Source organism: Pseudomonas resinovorans NBRC 106553 (genome assembly GCF_000412695.1).
GTDB lineage: Bacteria > Pseudomonadota > Gammaproteobacteria > Pseudomonadales > Pseudomonadaceae > Metapseudomonas > Metapseudomonas resinovorans_A.
This window is the reverse complement of the sequence record NC_021499.1, coordinates 6,242,381-6,259,729: the sequence shown is the minus strand read 5'-3', so window position 1 is coordinate 6,259,729 and position 17,349 is coordinate 6,242,381. Positions and strand designations below refer to the sequence as shown.

The 17,349-nt window shown below is 65.8% G+C and carries 14 protein-coding genes; 5 read left to right on the top strand and 9 right to left on the bottom strand.

What is annotated here, in order from left to right; all coding sequences use genetic code 11:
- The first annotated feature begins 82 nt into the window (after nucleotides 1-82).
- Nucleotides 83-940 (top strand): cation diffusion facilitator family transporter, encoded by an 858-nt coding sequence (locus tag PCA10_RS28050; RefSeq protein WP_197539859.1) that lies wholly within the window; start codon nucleotides 83-85, stop codon nucleotides 938-940.
- Between the two features lie 76 nt (nucleotides 941-1,016).
- Here PCA10_RS28050 and PCA10_RS28045 read toward each other — a convergent pair whose 3' ends face one another.
- The 3 genes from PCA10_RS28045 to PCA10_RS28035 form a co-directional block, all read right to left on the bottom strand.
- Nucleotides 1,017-2,324 carry an MFS transporter gene (locus tag PCA10_RS28045; protein WP_016495476.1) on the bottom strand — a complete coding sequence of 436 codons (1,308 nt, stop codon included), beginning with the start codon at nucleotides 2,322-2,324 and terminating at the stop codon, nucleotides 1,017-1,019.
- Nucleotides 2,325-2,624: 300 nt separating this feature from the next.
- Complete coding sequence (locus tag PCA10_RS28040; RefSeq protein WP_016495475.1) at nucleotides 2,625-3,965, bottom strand: sigma-54-dependent transcriptional regulator; 1,341 nt, start codon at nucleotides 3,963-3,965, stop codon at nucleotides 2,625-2,627.
- Complete coding sequence (locus PCA10_RS28035; protein ID WP_041770468.1) at nucleotides 3,962-5,722, bottom strand: sensor histidine kinase; 1,761 nt, start codon at nucleotides 5,720-5,722, stop codon at nucleotides 3,962-3,964. The genes PCA10_RS28040 and PCA10_RS28035 overlap by 4 nt, the downstream gene beginning before the upstream one ends.
- Before the next feature lie 113 nt (nucleotides 5,723-5,835).
- Here PCA10_RS28035 and PCA10_RS28030 point away from each other — a divergent pair, with 113 nt between their 5' ends.
- The gene (locus PCA10_RS28030) at nucleotides 5,836-6,714 is read left to right on the top strand and encodes an alpha/beta fold hydrolase (RefSeq protein WP_016495473.1); all 879 of its coding nucleotides are present in this window, start codon (nucleotides 5,836-5,838) and stop codon (nucleotides 6,712-6,714) included.
- 122 nt (nucleotides 6,715-6,836) lie between these two features.
- Here the strand turns inward: PCA10_RS28030 and PCA10_RS28025 are convergent, their stop codons facing one another.
- The gene (locus PCA10_RS28025) at nucleotides 6,837-7,241 is read right to left on the bottom strand and encodes a DUF3301 domain-containing protein (protein WP_016495472.1); all 405 of its coding nucleotides are present in this window, start codon (nucleotides 7,239-7,241) and stop codon (nucleotides 6,837-6,839) included.
- A 47-nt stretch (nucleotides 7,242-7,288) separates the two neighbouring features.
- The gene (locus PCA10_RS29310) at nucleotides 7,289-8,824 is read right to left on the bottom strand and encodes a GGDEF domain-containing protein (protein ID WP_016495471.1); all 1,536 of its coding nucleotides are present in this window, start codon (nucleotides 8,822-8,824) and stop codon (nucleotides 7,289-7,291) included.
- A 186-nt stretch (nucleotides 8,825-9,010) separates the two neighbouring features.
- Here PCA10_RS29310 and PCA10_RS28015 point away from each other — a divergent pair, with 186 nt between their 5' ends.
- The 3 genes from PCA10_RS28015 to PCA10_RS28005 all read left to right on the top strand — a co-directional run bounded on the left by PCA10_RS28015 (nucleotide 9,011) and on the right by PCA10_RS28005 (nucleotide 11,422).
- Entirely contained in the window at nucleotides 9,011-9,394 is a 384-nt protein-coding gene (locus PCA10_RS28015) for a DUF2946 domain-containing protein (RefSeq protein ID WP_016495470.1), read from the top strand.
- An 85-nt stretch (nucleotides 9,395-9,479) separates the two neighbouring features.
- Nucleotides 9,480-10,853, top strand: a complete 1,374-nt coding sequence (locus PCA10_RS28010) for a PepSY-associated TM helix domain-containing protein (RefSeq protein ID WP_016495469.1) — start codon at nucleotides 9,480-9,482, stop codon at nucleotides 10,851-10,853.
- Nucleotides 10,854-10,951: 98 nt separating this feature from the next.
- Nucleotides 10,952-11,422 carry a copper chaperone PCu(A)C gene (locus PCA10_RS28005; protein WP_016495468.1) on the top strand — a complete coding sequence of 157 codons (471 nt, stop codon included), beginning with the start codon at nucleotides 10,952-10,954 and terminating at the stop codon, nucleotides 11,420-11,422.
- A gap of 1,387 nt (nucleotides 11,423-12,809) precedes the next feature.
- On the opposite strand, the gene PCA10_RS28000 is transcribed toward PCA10_RS28005, so the two are convergent.
- The 4 genes from PCA10_RS28000 to PCA10_RS27985 form a co-directional block, all read right to left on the bottom strand.
- A complete protein-coding gene (locus tag PCA10_RS28000; protein ID WP_016495467.1) occupies nucleotides 12,810-13,292 on the bottom strand; it encodes an acyl-CoA thioesterase in 483 nt (160 codons plus the stop codon).
- Between the two features lie 89 nt (nucleotides 13,293-13,381).
- Nucleotides 13,382-14,176 (bottom strand): substrate-binding periplasmic protein, encoded by a 795-nt coding sequence (locus PCA10_RS27995; RefSeq protein ID WP_016495466.1) that lies wholly within the window; start codon nucleotides 14,174-14,176, stop codon nucleotides 13,382-13,384.
- Between the two features lie 90 nt (nucleotides 14,177-14,266).
- The gene (locus PCA10_RS27990; RefSeq protein ID WP_041771017.1) at nucleotides 14,267-15,634 is read right to left on the bottom strand and encodes a glutamine synthetase family protein; all 1,368 of its coding nucleotides are present in this window, start codon (nucleotides 15,632-15,634) and stop codon (nucleotides 14,267-14,269) included.
- A gap of 87 nt (nucleotides 15,635-15,721) precedes the next feature.
- Entirely contained in the window at nucleotides 15,722-17,113 is a 1,392-nt protein-coding gene (locus PCA10_RS27985) for an aspartate aminotransferase family protein (protein WP_016495464.1), read from the bottom strand.
- Nucleotides 17,114-17,349: the final 236 nt, after the last annotated feature.

The window sequence follows — 17,349 nt, the reverse complement described above, 5'->3', positions numbered from 1 at the left end:
GCACCTCAAAGGTCGATGGCGGAGGTGGCGGGTGATGCAGCCGGTGGACATGGAGCAGCGGGTACTCAAGCGGTCGATCGGCATGACCCTGTTCATCGCTTCGATGGGCGTGTTCTTCGGGTTGTGGTCCGGGTCCATCGCGATCATCTTCGATGGTTTCTTCAGCGCCGTCGATGCCAGCACATCCCTGCTGTCACTGCTGGTGGTGCGCTTGCTGATGGCCGAGGGCAGTCGGCGTTTCCAGTATGGCTACTGGCATATCGAGCCCATGGTGCTGGCGCTTTCCGGCAGCATCACCATGCTGCTGTGCCTCTATGCCTTCTTCAACGCGCTGACCACGTTCATGGCGGGCGGCCACAAGCCCGACCTGGACTGGGCCATCGTCTACACGGTGCTGATTAGCTGCATCGCCTTCGGCATGTTCCTGTACCTGCGCCGGGTGAACCGGCGGCTTAACTCCGGCTTCCTCAACCTGGATTCGCGCAGTTGGCTGATGTCGGCGTTGATCGCGTTTTCCCTGCTGATCGCCTTCGGCGTTGCCTGGCTGATGACCGGGACCCGTTTCGAACACCTCACGCCCTACGTGGATTCGGTCACCCTGATGGTGCTGAGCCTGTGCCTGCTCGTCGTGCCCGGAAAGATCGTCTTCCAGGCGATCAAGGAGGTATTCCTGGTGTCGCCGGACGACCTGAGCCAGCAAGTGCAGGACGTCATGACGGCCACCGTCGCCCGCCACCAGCTCGCCAGTTACAACAGCTACGTGGCGAAGGTGGGGCGCGCGCTGTTCATCGAGATCATCATCATCGTCCCGCCGGACTTCCGGCTGGACGGGATCGCGACCCTCGATGCCATTCGCGAGGAAATCAGGAAAGCCTTGGGCGATGCCGGACCGGAGCGCTGGCTGACGATCGCCTTCACGGGCGACCGGCGCTGGCTCTGAGCGACGGGCCAGCCGTGCTGCCCGCCAACGAAAACGGGCCCCGCAGGGCCCGTTCGCTATCGATCCCGTTCCGGGATCAGTCGTGGTTCATCCGCGAATGGGTGCGGGTGTCCTTCATGAACACGTACACCACCAGCGAGCAGGCGATGCACGCGGTGACGTACCAGTAGAAGCCGCTTTCCATGCCGATGCTCTTGAACCACAGGGCCACGTACTCGGCGGTGCCGCCGAAGATGGACACGGTCAGTGCATAGGGCAGGCCCACGCCAAGGGCGCGGATCTCGGTGGGGAACAGCTCGGCCTTCACCACCGCGTTGATCGAGGTGTAGCCGCTGACGATGATCAGCGCTGCCATGATCAGGAAGAACGCGCCCCACCAGGTATCGATGCTGTGCAGGGTGCTGAGGATCGGATAAGTGAAGAGCGTGCCCAGCACACCGAAGGCGATCAGGATCGGACGACGGCCGATCTTGTCGGACAGCGCGCCGACGATGGGCTGCAGCAGCATGAACAGGAACAGCGTGGCCGCCGAGATCATGGTCGAGTCGTTCTTGCTCATGCCCACGGTGTTGACCAGGTATTTCTGCATGTAGGTGGTGTAGGTGTAGAAGGCCAGGGTACCGCCCATGGTCAGGCCGACCACGGTGAGCAGCTCCTTGGGATGGCGCATCAGGGTGCGCATCAGGCTTTCCTTCGGCTTGTCCTTCCTCTTGGTGAAGGACTCGGTTTCCTCCATGCCGCGACGCAGGAACATGGCCACCACCGCACACAGGGCGCCGATGAAGAAGGGCACGCGCCAGCCCCAGCTTTCCAACTGCTCGGTGGTCAGCGTCTGTTGCAGGATGATCAGCACCGCCAGGGCGATGAGCTGGCCGGAAATCAGGGTCACGTACTGGAAGCTGGAGAAGAATCCGCGGCGTTCCTTGGTGGCCATCTCCGACAGGTAGGTAGCCGAGGTGCCGTACTCACCGCCGACCGACAGGCCCTGCAGCAGGCGCGCGACCACCAGCAGGATGGGGGCGGCGATGCCGATGGTTTCGTAGCTGGGCGTCAGCGCGATGATCAGGGAGCCGAAGCACATCAGCAGCACCGAGGCCAGCAGGGCGGCCTTGCGGCCCTTGCGGTCGGCATAGATGCCCATCAGCCAGCCGCCGATGGGGCGCATCAGGAAGCCCACGGCGAAGATCGCGGCGGTGTTCAGGAGCTGGGCGGTCAGGTCGCCCTGGGGGAAGAAGGCCTTGGCGAAGTACAGCGAGAAGGCGGCGTAGACGTACCAGTCGTACCACTCGACCAGGTTGCCCACCGAGCCGCTGAAAATCGATTTGATGCGTTGCGATGTCGTGCGGGGTTCTGCAGAGGCAGCCAGGGTGCTGGAGTTATCCATCATCTTTCCTCGACGCGTAGTTGTTGTTGTGGGCGCTGGCCATGGCCGCGCTGTGCGCCGGGCATATAGCAGGAGCTGTGCCAGGGGCGGAAAGTGCCGGAATAGAGGGGTTTCAGCGGGAAAATGCGAGGTTCATGCGCGGAATCCTGCCGAAGCCCGTAGGGCCATGAGCAAGATTCCGCCGATGGCGGGAAGGGGAAATTATTCTGTAGGGGCGATTTCTATCGCCAAGCGGACCGAAGGTTCGCAATGCGATGTGTCGTGGGGCAGCGATGCTGCCCTTGGCGAATGAATTCGCCCCTACAGGTCATCCCCGGGCAGGAACTCGCCCCGCTCCAGGCCGTGGCGCACCATCTTCTCGTTGAGGGTGCGGCGCGGCAGCTGCAGCAGGGCCATCACCGCCTTGATGTCGCCCTGGCTGCGCGCCAGGGCCTGGCGCAGGCATTGCGCCTCGTAGGTTTCCATCAGCTCGGCCAGGGAGGGTTCGCCCTCGGTGCGTTCCGCCTGGCCTGTGGATAACCCCAGCACATGGCGTTCGGCGGCGTTGGCCAGTTCGCGTACGTTGCCCGGCCAGTCGTGGGCCAGCAGTTGCGCCAGTTCCGCCGGGGTCAGGGTCGGCTGAGGGCGGCCCAGGCGCGCGCTGGCCTGGCGGGCGAAGTGCTCGAACAGCAGCGGGATGTCCTCGCGCCGCTCACGCAGGGCCGGCAGTTGCAGCTCGGCGACGTTGAGCCGGTAGAGCAGGTCCTCGCGGAAGCGCCCGGCGCGGACCTCGTCGCGCAGGTCCGGCTTGGTCGCCGCCACCACGCGGATATCCACAGCGATGCTCTGGTTCGAGCCCAGGCGCTCCAGGCGCTGCTCCTGCAACACCCGCAGGAGCTTGACCTGCTGCGCCAGGGGCATGCTCTCGATCTCGTCGAGGAACAGGGTGCCGCCATGGGCATGTTCGATCTTGCCGATGCGTTTGCCCTGGGCGCCGGTGAAGGCGCCGCTCTCATGGCCGAACAGTTCGCTCTCGAAGAGGTTCTCCGGGATCGCCGCGCAGTTCAGTGCCACGAAGGGCTTGCCGGCGCGCGGGCCGAAGTCGTGCAGGCAGCGCGCGACCATTTCCTTGCCGGCGCCGGTGTCGCCGCGCAGCAGGATGTTCACCGGGGTGGAAGCCAGGTCCAGCACCTGGCGCCGCAGTTGCGCCATGGGCCGGGACACGCCCAGCAGGCGGCCGTCGAGCTGGTCCTTGAGCTCCACCTGGACCCGCAGGCGGCGGTTTTCCTGCACCAGCCGGCGTTTCTCCAGGGCGCGGCGCAAGCTCTCCAGCAGGCGCTCGGGGGTGAAGGGCTTCTCGATGAAGTCGTAGGCACCCAGGCGCATGGCTTCCACCGCCTGGGGCACGTCGCCATGGCCGGTGATCATCAGCAGCGGCAGCTCGCGGTCCAGCGTTTGCAGCGCCTGGAGCAGGGCCATGCCATCCATGCCGGGCATCCGCAGGTCGCTGATCACCACGCCGGGGAAGTCGGCGTCGAGGCGCTTCAGGCAATCCTCGGCGCTGGATTCCACGCGCACCTCGAAGCCAGAAAGCTCCAGCCACTCACGCACGGCTTCACGGATGGCCGCCTCATCGTCGACGACGATCACCTGGGTTGTCATGGCTGTTCCTCTCTGGCTTTATCCACAGGCAGGCGCAGGGTGAACACCGCACCCGCGCCTTGGTTGGCGGCGCTCAGGGTGCCGCCCAGTTCATGGACGATGGCGTAGGACACCGCCAGTCCGATGCCCAGGCCGGCACCCGCCGGCTTGGTGGTGAAGAAGGGGTCGAACACCTGCGGCAGGGCCGATTCGCCGATGCCACCGCCATTGTCGGCCACTTCCAGCAGCCAGTGGGCGTTTTCCCGCCGCAGGCTTATCCACAGCGTCGGGTTGGGCACGTCGGCCACCGCATCCAGGGCGTTGCGCAGCAGGTTGACCAGCACCTGCTCCAGGCGGATGGCGTCGCCCGAGATCCAGGCCGGCACGCTCAACTCCTGGCTGATCGCCACCTGCGCGTCGCGCAGGTTGGGTGCCAGCAGTTGCAGGGCTTTCTCCACCACGCCGCCCAGCTCCAGGCATTCGCGCAGGCCACCGGGGGTCTTGCGGGCGTAGGTCTTGAGGTGGCCGGTGAGGGCGGCCATGCGCTGCAGCAGCTCGTCGTGACGCCCCAGGGCCTTGTGCGCCTGCTCCAGCTGGCCGTTGGCGAGCATCAGGCGCAGGCTGGCCAGATGCATCTGCAGCGCGGTGAGGGGCTGGTTGATCTCATGGGCCAGGGCTGTGGACATCTGCCCCAGGGCCGCGAGCTTGGCCGCCTGGATCAATCCGTCCTGGGCGGTGCGCAGGGCGGCGGTGCGCTGTTCCACCAGTTGCTCCAGTTCTTCCCGGCTGCGCTGGCGGATGCGCGCCACGCGCCAGCGCTGGTGCAGGAACAGGCCGAGGAAGTACAGCGCCAGCCAGGCACCGGCGGCGGCCAGGCTGGCGGTGCGGGCGCTGCTGGCTGCCTCCTGCGGGGTACGCAGCAGATGCAGCGTCCAGCCTTCGCTGGGTAGCGGCAGGCTTTCCCAGAGGAAGTCGGCGCGGCCGCCCGGGCCGTCGACACGGGCCAGTCGGCTGCCTTCGCCAAAGTCCTGCAGGGTGCTGTGGATAAGTGGCGCCAGGGGTTGCTTGTCGTATTGCCGGGTGGCGGCCATCTCGCGGCGGTCATCGGCAGAGATGGGCTTCAGCTCGCGGTAGCGCCAGCCCGGATGGTTGGCGATGAACACCACGCCACGGGCGTCGCTGACCAGGATGATGTCCGGGCGCTGGCCCCATTCCTGCTCCAGCTCGGGGAATTCCAGCTTCACCACCAGGGTGCCGATGAACTCGTCGTTGGCGCCGCGCACCGCGCTGGCGAGGAAGTAACCGGGGATCCCGCTGACCACGCCGACGCCGTAGAAGCGCCCGCTGCCATGGCTGCGGGCTTCACTGAAGTACGGGCGGAAGCCGTAGTTGTGACCGACGTAGCTGGTGGGCGAGCGCCAGTTGCTGGCGGCCACGGCGAGGCCGTCGCGGTCCAGCAGCTCCAGGGTGGTGGAGCCGGCGGCGCGGTTCATGGTTTCCAGCTTGAGGTTGAGCTGGTGTTGCAAGTGGTTGTCCACAGGTCCCTGGAGAATCGAGCGTATCTCGGGGTCCAGGGCCAGCACGGCGGGGAGGGCGCGGAAGCGATCGATCAGGGTGCGCAGGCTGCCGGCGTAGAGCGACAACTGCTCCCGCGCCTGCTCGGCCTCATCCCGCAGGGCCTGGCGCTCGGCCTGGCGGCCGGCCAGGTGCATCGCCAGGAACAGGCCCGCGAGCAGCAGCAGGATCAGCAGGGCGATACGCAAGGATCGGGAGATCAAGGCGGGGTGTCCGTGGGTCGAAGGCGCCGACGATAGCACGATCGGCAAGCGCCCCCTGCTGTTGCCGGTTGTCAGGAGATACACTTTGGCGTAGTCAAATCGAGGCACGTTCGATGCAATTGTTCCCCTGGTCCCACTCTTCTTCCGCCGGATTCACCCTGCGCGGCTGGCACACGCCGGCCTCCGGCAAACCGCTGTTGCACTTCCTCCACGGCAACGGCTTCTGTGGCCGGACCTATACCCCGCTGCTGGAGCGGCTGGCCGCGGACTTCGACCTCTGGCTCTGCGATATCCAGGGTCACGGCGACAGCGATCATGGTGGGCGCTTCCTCGGCTGGAACCGCAACGCGGAGCTTGCGGTGGAAGCTTTCGAGGCCGGGCGCGGGCAATTCGGCGAGGTGCCCAGGCTGGCGCTGGGACACAGTTTCGGCGGTGTCTTGAGCAGCCTGATCCTGGCCCGCCATCCGCACCTGTTCAGCCGCGCCGTGCTGCTCGACCCGGTGATCTTCACCCCGGCCATGATCGGCGTGATGGCCTTCTCCGAGGTCCTTGGCCTGCACCGCCGCACCACCATGGCCAGCCGCGCGCGGGCTCGGCGCAACCACTGGAGCGATCACCAGGCTGCGTGGAAGGCCCTGCATGGGCGCGGCATCTTCAAGGGCTGGACCGAAGACGCCCTGCAAGCCTATGTGGATCACGCCATCAAGGCTGTGGATAACGGCGTCGAGTTGAAGTGCCGGCCGAGCCGGGAGGCGGAAATCTTCAGTTCCTTTCCCAAGCGTCTGTGGCCGTCCCTGGGGCGTATCGTCACGCCAACCCTGATCCTCCATGGCCAGCACAGCTATCCCTTCGTCGCCAAGTCGGTGGCGCGCCTGTGCGCGGCCAACGGTCATGTCAGTGCGCAGGTGGTGGAGGGCGGTCACTGCTTCATGCAGGAATATCCACAGGCCAGCGCCGAGCGCGTAGCCGAGTTCCTCAACCGCGCTCCATGAGCGGTGGCCGGGAGCCTGAACGCAGGAAGTTGTCCACAGATCTGGGTGATTGGTCGCTGGTGCTGGCCAGGCATGGCGTAGAAGTACGTATCTGGCGGCCTACCGGTGGATAAGTCTGGGGGTCAGTCCACCCGACGTTGTTCGTCGGGCCGGGGGTGGTTGCGCCGCCACTCGTTCAGCACCACCACCTTGCCCTCATGCTGGGCGTCGGCATGGAAGGGGTGGGCCTCGAGGTCGATGCGGCCCAGGTGGTTGCCGAACATCTGGATGCTGCCGGTCAGGCGCTGCTCGCCGGTGACGGTGAACTCGAAGCCGTAGACCCGCGCCAGCCGGCGATTGCCCTTGGCGTCGCGCACCACGGCCAGGCGGCGGAAGGCGACGTTGCCGTCCAGCAGCTCCACATCGAGTCGCGCGCAGTGTTGCTTGGCCAAGGCCAGGGCGCGCTCGCGCACGCCATGACCGCGCCATAGCCAGGCCGCGCCGGCGGCGAACAACATCAGCAGGAAAACGTCGGCCAGGCTCAGCATGATCACTCCAGACAGTTCAGCCCAAGCTTAAACCATCCCTGGCGATTTCAGAGGGCCAGTTCGACGCGGTTTCGTCCCAGTTGCTTGGCCCGATAAAGCGCGGCGTCGGCCACGCCCTGCAGATGGTGCAGATCGTCGTGGGCGCCGACGCTGGCCAGGCCGATGCTCACGCTGACCCGGACGGGGCCGCCCGGCGCATCGATCTCCAGGCCCTGCAGCGCGATGCGCAGGCGCTCCAGCAGGTGGCGGGCGGATTCGGCGTTGGTGTCCGGCAGCAGGAAGATGAACTCCTCGCCGCCATGGCGGGCGAACAGATCGGTGCGCCGTGCCTGCTGCTGGCAGAGCTGGCTGAACCGGCGCAGTACCTCGTCGCCCACCTGGTGGCCGTGGCGGTCGTTGATTGCCTTGAAATGGTCCAGGTCCAGCAGGGCCAGGCAGAGTGGCGAATTCTGCCGTCGCGCCCTTTGCAGCTCCTGTTCGGCGCGCTCTTCGAAGGCGCGGCGGTTGAGCGCCCCGGTCAGCGGATCAGTGGTTGCCAGGTGCAGCAGTTGCAGCTCCAGAGCCTTGCGATGGCTGACGTCGCGGATCTCCACCAGCCGCTGCTGTGAATCGTCCAGGGCGGCGACCGCCACTTCCGCCGGGAAACCGTCGCCATCCCCGCGCCGCGCCTGGAGATCGTGGGGGCGGCCGTCAGCCCGTTGCAGCAGTTGGTGCAGCAACGGCGCTTCGTCGTCGTCCAGCAGCTTCGCCAGGGGCTGGCCGAGGAGTTGGTCCCGGCGCCGGGCGAAGAGCTGTTCGAGCATCGGGTTGGCGTCGAGGATGCGGCCGTCTTCCACCACGAGCATGCCGGCGTTCGCCACGCCCATCAGACGTTCGAAGCGGTGCGCACTGGCGTGGGCTTCCTGGGCGTGGCGCTGGCTGTCCAGGAGAATGCGGCGCATGGTCATCAGCGCCAGGCCCACCAGGGCGATGACCCAGAGCGGGATGCCGAAGTTGTACGGCAGCAGGTAGCTCACCGAACGGGTGACGTCCGCGTGCTCCACCTGCTGCAACCAGTCATGCACGCCGACTGCCGCGCGCAGCAGCGTCACCAGTGCGTAGCCCAGCAGGGTGATGCCAACGAATAGCCGCGCGCTACGCAGCGCCGGCTCACGGCGCTCGACCAGCAGGGCGTGGCAGGCCTGCAGCGGCAGGACGCCACCGATGACCGCGTAGATCGCGACCATCAGTTCGGTGTTGATCGGGCTGTACCAGTACCAACTGTTCACCAGGGCCATGGCGCCAGCGCTGGCCGGCACTGTCCAGTACGGAGGCGGCAGGCCGAGGAAGCGGAACACGCCGAGCAGCAGGATGGCTTCGCCGGCCAGTTGGGTGGCGTTGCCCAGCACATTGAGGAGCGGGCTGCCGCTGGCCATGAATCCCATGAACAACAGGATGCCGAGGATCAGGGTCCAGGCCCCGGCCATCCAGAATCCAGGACCGGGATAAGGTCGCGAGAAGTACCAGAGGCCGGTGCAGGCGATTGCGCTGGCGAGCATCAGGTTGAGCCCGAGCAGCATGGGGGAGAAGTAGAGGGTTTCCATCGAGGCCCTCCCGGGCCCGCTTTCCGACGCCTGGATTCTGGCATCGCCCGAAGACGTTGTCTTGTCGCTGCCGAACGGTGGCAATTGGCGGGTAGTCGGCCTGCGGCGTTCTGTCCCAGCGGCTAGGCTTCAACCCAGACGGGCGGCTAGCATAGGCGCCCCCATCGACCGGCATGGAACCTTCCCGTGACCTACGGCAGAGTTCGACAACGTGGTGCCTGGCTTGGCCTTCTGGCCATGCTGCTGGTGCTCGTCGGTCCGCTGGTGTCCCAGGCGCGGGAGATGGGGCAGGCCGGCGTGCCGGGATGGATGGACGAACTGGCGTGTGCCACCGAGCACAGCGCGCCGGGTCACGATTCGACAATGCCCGGGCACGAGATGTCCTGGGCCAAGTGCGGTTACTGCACGCTGCTCTTCAACTCCCCGGCCCTGAGCCCAGATACCCTCCATGGGCTAGACCTGGCCGACCTGACCACTGCGCCGCCAACGCCCGCGACCCAGTCCGGCCACGGCAGTCGCGCGGTCTTCCCCGGCGCCCTGACCCGCGCTCCTCCCGCCCTGCTTTCCTGATCCAGATACCCCTTTCCGCTTTGCGCCTGCAGCCGGACGATCCGGCATGCCCGCGCGGACCATCGGTTTCTCAGGGAGCACGACAATGTCGAAGAACACTGTCTCCTTTTACAACCTGGCGTGGCGCTGGCATTTCTATGCCGGGCTGTTCGTCATCCCCTTCATGATCATGCTGGCGGTCACCGGCGGCATCTACCTGTTCAAGCCGCAGCTGGACAACCTGCTCTACAGCGACCTGATGCAGGTGCGCCCGGTGGGCCAGGCGCTCACCGCCGACCAGCAACTGGAGAAGCTGAAGCTGGCTTATCCACAGGCCGGCGTCAGCCAGTACCTGCCGCCGGTGGACGCCGAGCACAGCGCGCAGTTCGTCGCCAGCCTCGACGGGCGCAAGACCAATCTCTTCGTCGACCCATACAGCGGCAAGGTGCTGGGCACCCAGGACGCACAGAACAACCTGCAGGCCATTGCCCGCTCGCTGCACGGCACCCTGTTGATCGGCACCTTCGGCGACCGCCTGATCGAACTGGCCGCCGGCTGGGCCATCGTCCTGGTGGTGTCCGGCCTCTACCTCTGGTGGCCCCGTGGCCAGGGGCTGCGCGGTGTGTTCTGGCCGCGTCTGGCCAGCCGTGGTCGCCTGTTCTGGCGTGACCTGCATGCGGTGACCGGTTTCTGGGGATCCTTGCTGCTGCTGTTCATGCTGCTCACCGGGATGACCTGGACCGGCTTCTGGGGCGAGAAATTCGCCGATGTCTGGAATCGCTTCCCGGCCGCCATGTGGAACGAGGTGCCCAAGTCCGACCAGCAGGCCCGCAGCCTGAACACCGCGGCCGACCAGACCGTGGCCTGGGCGGTGGAAAACACTCCGCTGCCGGTTTCCGATCCCCATGCTGCGCACAAGGGCCATGACATGGCTGGCATGAGCGCCCAGGGCGGCCAGGTAGCGCTGCAACAGGTTGTGGATATCGCCCGTGAACGTGGTGTGGTGCCGGGTTACAGCATCACCCTGCCGGCCGATGCCACCGGGGTTTTCAGCATCGCGGTGTTCGCCGATGACCCGCGCAACGACGCCACCCTGCACCTCGACCAGTACAGCGGCAAGGTACTGGCCGACATCCGCTGGCAGGACTACGGCCTGGTGGCGAAAAGCGTGGAGATGGGCGTGGTGCTGCACGAAGGCAAGTTCTTCGGCCTGCTCAACCAGTTGCTGATGCTCGGCGTCTGCCTGCTGATCCTGCTCAGTGCGGTGAGCGGCCTGGTGATGTGGTGGAAGCGTCGCCCACAGGGCAGTTTCGGCGTGCCGCCGCTGCGCCACGACCTGCCGTTGTGGAAAACCGCCGTGGTGATCATGATCGGCCTTGGTCTGGCCTTCCCGCTGGTGGGGCTGTCCCTGTTGGCGGTGTGGGCGCTGGACTGGCTGGTGCTGTCGCGTCTTGGCGGCAGCAAGGTGGTGGCCGGTTAGATCGGCGATGCAGGCGCGGCGCCGCCGCGCCCGCGATGGAGTGCAATCGGTGCCCGCCGGGGGCGGGTGCCAGACAATCGAATGAATGGAGTTCCGACATGCGCAAGACATTGCTGGCCCTGGGGGCCCTGCTGAGCTTTTCCGGCACCCTGGCCGCCCATGATTACAATCTGGGGACCCTGCATATCGAACACCCCTGGGCGCTGGCCGTGCCCGCGGTATCCCCTAACGGCGCCGCCTACCTGGTTATCCACAACAAGGGTAGCGCTGGCGACAAATTGCTCGGGGCCGATACCGCCCGCGCCGGCAAGACCGAGATCCATGAGCACCTGCACAAGGACGGCATGATGAAGATGCAACAGGTGCCGGGCGGCCTGGAGATCCCCGCCGGCGGCGAGGTGCGTCTGGAACAGGGCGGCTACCACCTGATGATGTTCGGCCTGAAGCAGCCGCTGAACGATGGCGACAAGTTCCCCATGACCCTGCACTTCCAGCAGGCGGGCGACCTCGAGGTGGAAGTCCACGTGCAGAAGCAGGCGCCGTCGGGCTCCGCCGAGCACCAGCACTGATCGTCCCGCGGGGCCTTTCGGCCCCGCGCTTCCCCTCCGGGTTGTCCACACCTGCCCCGCTAGCCCCGCCTTTCCCGCGTTGCGTCTGAAAAACCTGTCCGCGCCAGCCGCGACATTCCACCGCTTCGAATGGCTGTTCAAATTTCGATCAGTCCAGTCAAGGCACCGTGCCGCCTGGGCTGCAGCCTGGGCCACACAGCTTATCCACAGTTGGCCACACAGATTCTGTGTGCAGTCGGCTGGATAAGTCATTGAATCTGATCGAAAAATGCTCATATCGCCAGAAGCCGCGCACGCCGTGGACCCTGGCGTTCGATGGACAGGTTATGCACAGGTCGATCCACGAAATTTGGGCACAAGCCGGTAAAAGCCCGGCAGGGTGCTGTGGATGACTCGATCGCCATACGCGATTCCACCAGCGTCCGGCGGCGTGCCCGGTTGGGCACGGTGAGCTGGTCAAATGCTGACCACTGCTGTCCAGTCCACGCCATTCAAGGGCTGTAGCGATGCCTGAACAGCTTATCCACAGATACCTGCACAGATAATGTGTGCAAGGCATTGGCCAAGTCATTGATATAGAATGAAAAACGTACAACCAACGGGAAGCCTTGCAATGCTTGGCCCCGGGCGCTCGAACTACAGCTTATCCACAGCGGCATCCACTGTATTTGGGTAAAACAGCTGCCGCCCTGTGCTCAGATCCACTGATTCAGCACCGAACCGGGTGGAAGGGGTCTCCTGGACTCGATCCAGACACCGCTGAAGGCGCCGATGGGCGAGTGAAATACCGCCGTCGCCCGTGGGGCTCCCAATCGTTATGCACAGCATCGGTTCGGGATGAAGTGATTGATCGAAATATGATCGCATCCGTCAAGGCCGCGAGTTCCGTGGCTCTTGGCGCTGTCCGCACAAGATATCCACAGATGGCTGCACAGATAATGTGTGCAATGTGGGAGTTATCCCTATGATTTCGCTCGAAAAATAGCCGAGTAGTGGAAAGCTGCGCCGCTGCTGCGTTGCAGCCATCCATGGACAAGCTATCCACAGTGTCATCCACGGGAATTGGGGGGAAAGTCGCTGACCCGGGAGTTTGCGCGAGCAGGGCCTGGCGCTGGGAGCCTGGCGCCACGCGGGTTGTGAAAGCTGGTCAGTAATTGATCGCCTTCGTGCAGGCTACGGCTGGCGCGGCCTGCAGCGCTTACCGAACAGCTTATCCACAGTCTGCTGCACAGTATCTGTGTGCAATGCACAGTGCAAGTAACTGAAAAGGCTCAAAAAATCGCCAGATCCCGGCAGAGCCCACGGCTGTTGGGGCCTGGCGCTTGGTCTACATCTTATCCACAGCCTCTTCCACCGTTTTTGGGGATCAGCGTGAACAAGCGAAGGCTCAGTGGCCTTCGCGTACTTCCTGGTAGCGCTTTTCCAGTTCCTGGCGAATCTGCCGGCGTTGCTGGGCCTGGGCGAAGCGGCGCTTCTCGTCGACCGTGTGGGGCTGCAGCGGTGGCACCGGCGCGGGGCGACGCTGGTCGTCCACCGAGACCATGGTGAAGAAGCAGCTGTTGGTATGGCGCACCGAGCGCTCCTGGATATTCTCGGTCACCACCTTGATGCCCACCTCCATGGAGGTGTTGCCGGTGTAGTTCACCGAGGCCAGGAAGGTGACCAGCTCGCCGACGTGTATCGGCTCGCGGAAGATCACCTGGTCCACCGACAGGGTGACCACGTAGCGGCCGGCGTAGCGGCTGGCGCAGGCGTAGGCCACTTCATCGAGGTACTTGAGCAGGGTGCCGCCGTGGACGTTGCCGGAGAAGTTGGCCATGTCCGGGGTCATGAGGACGGTCATCGACAGTTGTGCGGTTCCGGGTTCCATGCTGGCCTCGAAGGTGTGTGGGCTGTCTGGGGTAGACGCAGACGGGCGCCTGGGCGCCACAGAATTGCGCGTCCGCCTGTGGATAAACCTCAAGGCAGCGCGCTGGGCTGCTGGCACGCCGGGCGCTCTTCTTCCAGGTCGCTGGGGCCGCAGGCCAGGCCGTGCTGGCGCCGCAGCTGCGCCAGTTCCTCGCTCTGTTCGACCAGGAAGCGGTCGAAGGCTTCGAGGAGCTCCGGGTGTTTCAGACTGCTGGCGTGGAAGGCGGTCCTGGCCTGGGGCAGTGCGGGGTCCAGTTGCAGGCGGTCGCCGTCCAGTTTGGTGCTGGCTTCCAGGTAGTGGTGCAGTACTTCCGGGTTGGCGTAGATCGCGTCGATGCGCAGGCGCAGCAGCATCCGCACCAGGCCGCCGACGTCGGGGGCTTCCACCAGCTGGACCTGGCCCTCGCGCAGGCGCTCCTGCCAGGCCTCGGGCGTGAAGCCGCGCACCGTGCCCAGCCGGCGTACGGCGTCTATGCCCCGTCCCAGGTGTTCGCGCAGCACGATGCTGCCGTCGACGATGCGGATCACCGGGCGGCTGTAGTGCAGGCGTGCGTCGCCCTTGAGCTGGCGCGACCAGTCGGGGTTGTCGGGGAACACCAGCATGAGCCGGTCGGTGGTCTGCATCTGGCGGTGCAGGCGGTTGATCGGCAGGGGCTCGAGTTCCAGCGCCAGGCCCTGGCTGATGGCGAAGCGCTGCAGCAGCGCGATGGCATAGCCCTCGGCGGGCTTGCCGGGGAGGGCGCGGTAGTAGGGCAGGTAGTCCTGGCTTTCCAGGCCGACGCGCAATGGGTCGGCCTGGCAGACGCCGAAGGCGAGGAATAGCAGCGTGAGGATCGCAGCTCTCATCGAACGGGCCTGGACGGGTGATGGATGTCCTTGAGCCTAGCAGCAGGTCGCGGAATCTTCAGCGCCCGGACTCGCCGGGCGCTGCGCCCATCAGGCGTGGGTCAGGTACCAGCGCCAGTCCTGCTCGCCCACTTCGCTGACGAACTGGCGGAACTCCTCCCACTTGATGGCGAGGAAGATCTTCAGGAAGTCCTCGCCCAGGGCGTCCCTGGCCCAATCCGAACGCTCCAGGTTGCGCAGGGCGGTCAGCCAGTCAGTGGCCAGGGTTTCGCGAGCCTGTTCATAGCCGTTGCCGACGATGGCCTCGCCCGGGTCGATCTGTTCGCGGATGCCCTTGTGGATGCCCGCGAGGATCGCCGCGGCGGCGAGATAGGGGTTGGCATCGGCGCCGCAGATGCGGTGCTCGACGTGGCGACTCGGCGCCGGCCCGCCCGGCACGCGGAAGGACACGGTGCGGTTGTTCACGCCCCAGCTCTTGGCCAGCGGCGCGTAGCTGTTGGCCTGGAAGCGGCGGTAGGAGTTGGCGTTGGGGCAGAAGATCGCCAGGGCGTCGTCCAGGGTGGCCATCATGCCGCCGATGGCGTGGCGCAGCAGGGGCGTGCCCTGGGGATCTTCGCTGGCCATGAGGTTGTTGCCCTGCTCGTCGGCCAGGCTCACGTGCATGTGCAGGCCGCTGCCGGCCAGGTCGCCGAAGGGCTTGGCCATGAAGCAGGCGACGTACCCGTGCTTGTTGGCCACGCCCTTGACCAGGCGCTTGTAGCGGATGCCTTCGTCCACCGCCTGGAGTGCGTCGAAGCGGTGTTCCAGGGTCAGTTCCAGCTGGCCGGGCGCGTATTCCGAGATCGCCGTGCGCACCGGCAGGCCCTGGGCTTCGCAGGCGGCGTAGAGGTCGTCGAGGAAGGGCTGCAGCTGTTCCAGTTCGTAGACGCCATAGACCTGCGGCGCCTGGGGGCGAACCCCGTTCATCTGCAGCGCCGGCTGCGGCCGGCCAGTGGCATCACGCTGCTTGTCCAGCAGGTAGAACTCCAGCTCCACCGCCATCACGGGGTGGTAGCCGTCGGCCTTGAGCCGATCGATGGCGCGGGCCAGCACGTGGCGCGGGTCGCCGGGAGTGGCCGGCAGGCCCTGGGTGGGGTGCATGCTCACCTGCACCTGGCCGGTGGGCGTGGCGCGCCAGGGCTGCAGGGCCAGGGATCCGGGCACCGGGTAGGTCCAGCAGTCGGCGTCGGCGACTTCCCAGACCAGGCCGCTGGCTTCTACATCCTCGCCCTGGATGGTCAGGGAGAGGATGGAGCTGGGCAGCGGACGGCCGTTCTCGAAGATCGGCAGCAGCTCGTCGCGGTGCAGCAGCTTGCCGCGGGGGATGCCGTTGGCGTCGATCAGCATCAGCTCGATGCTGCGCACCTCGGGGTGGCGTTCGAGGAAGTCGCGGGCTTCCTGGGGATTGGCGAATTGCATGGTCATGTCTCGGTTGGTCGGCGATGCCCATCGCCGGGCTTGATGGGTATCGCTTCGCTCAACCCATCCTACGAATCGGTTACGGGATCAGAGTCTGGCGCCGGGGATGGCCAGCAGCTCGCCGATGGCCTGGTCCAGCGTGGCGATCAGCTTGTCCACATCGGCCTCGGAGGTGTCCGGGCAGCACAGGGTCATGTTGTGGAACGGCGTAATGAGGATGCCGCGGTTGATCAGGTAGAGGTGCAGGGCCATCTGCAACTCGTCATGGAAGGCGGCTTCGGCTGCGGCGCCGGTGCGCGGCGACACCGGGCAGAACTGGAACTCGCTGCGCGCGCCCAGCTCGGTCACCGACCATTTCAGCTCGTACTTGCCGATCAGGCTGCGGAAGCCGTCGGCCAGGCGCTTGGCCAGCGGCAGCATGTGGTCGTAGGCGGCCTGGGTCATCACCTCTTCGAGGTTGGCGCGCATGCAGTGCATGGCCAGGGCGTTGGCCGAGAGGGTGGTGCCCATGCCGCTGTGGCCGTGGCCATGGCTGTCCTGCTGGGCCTGCTTGCGCGAGGCGAGCATGCGTTCGGCCATCTCGGCGCTGCAGCCGAAGATGCCGCAGGGCACGCCGCCGGCGATCGGCTTGCCGACCACGAAGAAGTCCGGGTCGAGGTTCCACAGCCTGGTGCAGCCGCCGATGTCGGTGGAGATGGTGTGGGTTTCGTCGATGATCAGCAGGCTGCCGTACTTGCGGGTCAGCTCGCGGCACTTCTGCATGAAGCCCGGATCCGGCAGCACCATGCCGATGTTGGTCATCGCCGGCTCGCAGAGCAGGGCGCAGACGTCGCCCTGGGCCAGCGCGGCTTCCAGGGCCTCGACATCGTTGAAGGGGATGGCGCGGCTGTACTGGGTCAGGTCGTAGGCCTGGCCGACGAGGCCGGAGCGGTGCACGGTCTCGCCGTCGCGGCTGCGCACCATCACGTCGTCCACGGTGCCGTGGTAGCAGCCGTCGAACACCAGCAGGGTCTTGCGCCCGGTGATGGCGCGGGCCCAGCGCAGCACATAGCGGTTGGAGTCGGTGGCGGTGGCGGTCACCTGCCAGTAGGGCAGGCCGAAGCGCTCGGCCAGCAGCTCGCCGCACACCACCGCGTCCTCGCCCGGCAGCATGGTGGTCAGGCCGTTGTTGGCCTGTTCGGCGATGGCGCGGGCCACCGGGTCCGGCGAGTGGCCGAACATGGTGCCGGTGTCGCCCAGGCAGAAGTCGATGTACTCGTGGCCGTCCACGTCATAGAAGCGGGCGCCCTTGGCGCGCTCGACGAACAGCGGGCAGGGCGTGGACCAGTCGGCCATCCAGTGCATCGGCACGCCGGCGTAGAGGGACTTGTGCGCGCGTTCGGCGAGGGCAACGGATTTCGGGTTGCGCTCGAGGAACCGGGCGCGCTCGCGTGCGGCAAAGGTTTCCACGGCGGCTTGGCTGATACCACTGGCAGTCATTTTGAACACCTCGTTCGAATTTCTGCACATCGTCTTTTGTGATCACAAATCTGTCAAGACTTGCGAAAACAGGTTATGAAATTTAACGTGAAACCCTATTTGTGATCACAGCATCGGACGAAAGACCAGATAGAAAGCCTCCACCGCTCCGCAATCGTCCTGTGAACCCAGCAACCCACCTGCCGAAGAAGGCGACCAAAAACATGCGTAACTGCAGCCTGACCCTGAACCAACTG

Coding starts and splice junctions, on each gene's coding strand:
- PCA10_RS28005 (WP_016495468.1), top strand. CDS start 10,952: ATGCGCAAGACATTGCTGGCCCTGGGGGCCCTGCTGAGCTTTTCCGGC.
- PCA10_RS28010 (WP_016495469.1), top strand. CDS start 9,480: ATGTCGAAGAACACTGTCTCCTTTTACAACCTGGCGTGGCGCTGGCAT.
- PCA10_RS27985 (WP_016495464.1), bottom strand. CDS start 17,113: ATGACTGCCAGTGGTATCAGCCAAGCCGCCGTGGAAACCTTTGCCGCA.
- PCA10_RS27995 (WP_016495466.1), bottom strand. CDS start 14,176: ATGAGAGCTGCGATCCTCACGCTGCTATTCCTCGCCTTCGGCGTCTGC.
- PCA10_RS28040 (WP_016495475.1), bottom strand. CDS start 3,965: ATGACAACCCAGGTGATCGTCGTCGACGATGAGGCGGCCATCCGTGAA.
- PCA10_RS28025 (WP_016495472.1), bottom strand. CDS start 7,241: ATGCTGAGCCTGGCCGACGTTTTCCTGCTGATGTTGTTCGCCGCCGGC.
- PCA10_RS28000 (WP_016495467.1), bottom strand. CDS start 13,292: ATGGAACCCGGAACCGCACAACTGTCGATGACCGTCCTCATGACCCCG.
- PCA10_RS28045 (WP_016495476.1), bottom strand. CDS start 2,324: ATGGATAACTCCAGCACCCTGGCTGCCTCTGCAGAACCCCGCACGACA.
- PCA10_RS27990 (WP_041771017.1), bottom strand. CDS start 15,634: ATGCAATTCGCCAATCCCCAGGAAGCCCGCGACTTCCTCGAACGCCAC.
- PCA10_RS28050 (WP_197539859.1), top strand. CDS start 83: ATGACCCTGTTCATCGCTTCGATGGGCGTGTTCTTCGGGTTGTGGTCC.
- PCA10_RS29310 (WP_016495471.1), bottom strand. CDS start 8,824: ATGGAAACCCTCTACTTCTCCCCCATGCTGCTCGGGCTCAACCTGATG.
- PCA10_RS28030 (WP_016495473.1), top strand. CDS start 5,836: ATGCAATTGTTCCCCTGGTCCCACTCTTCTTCCGCCGGATTCACCCTG.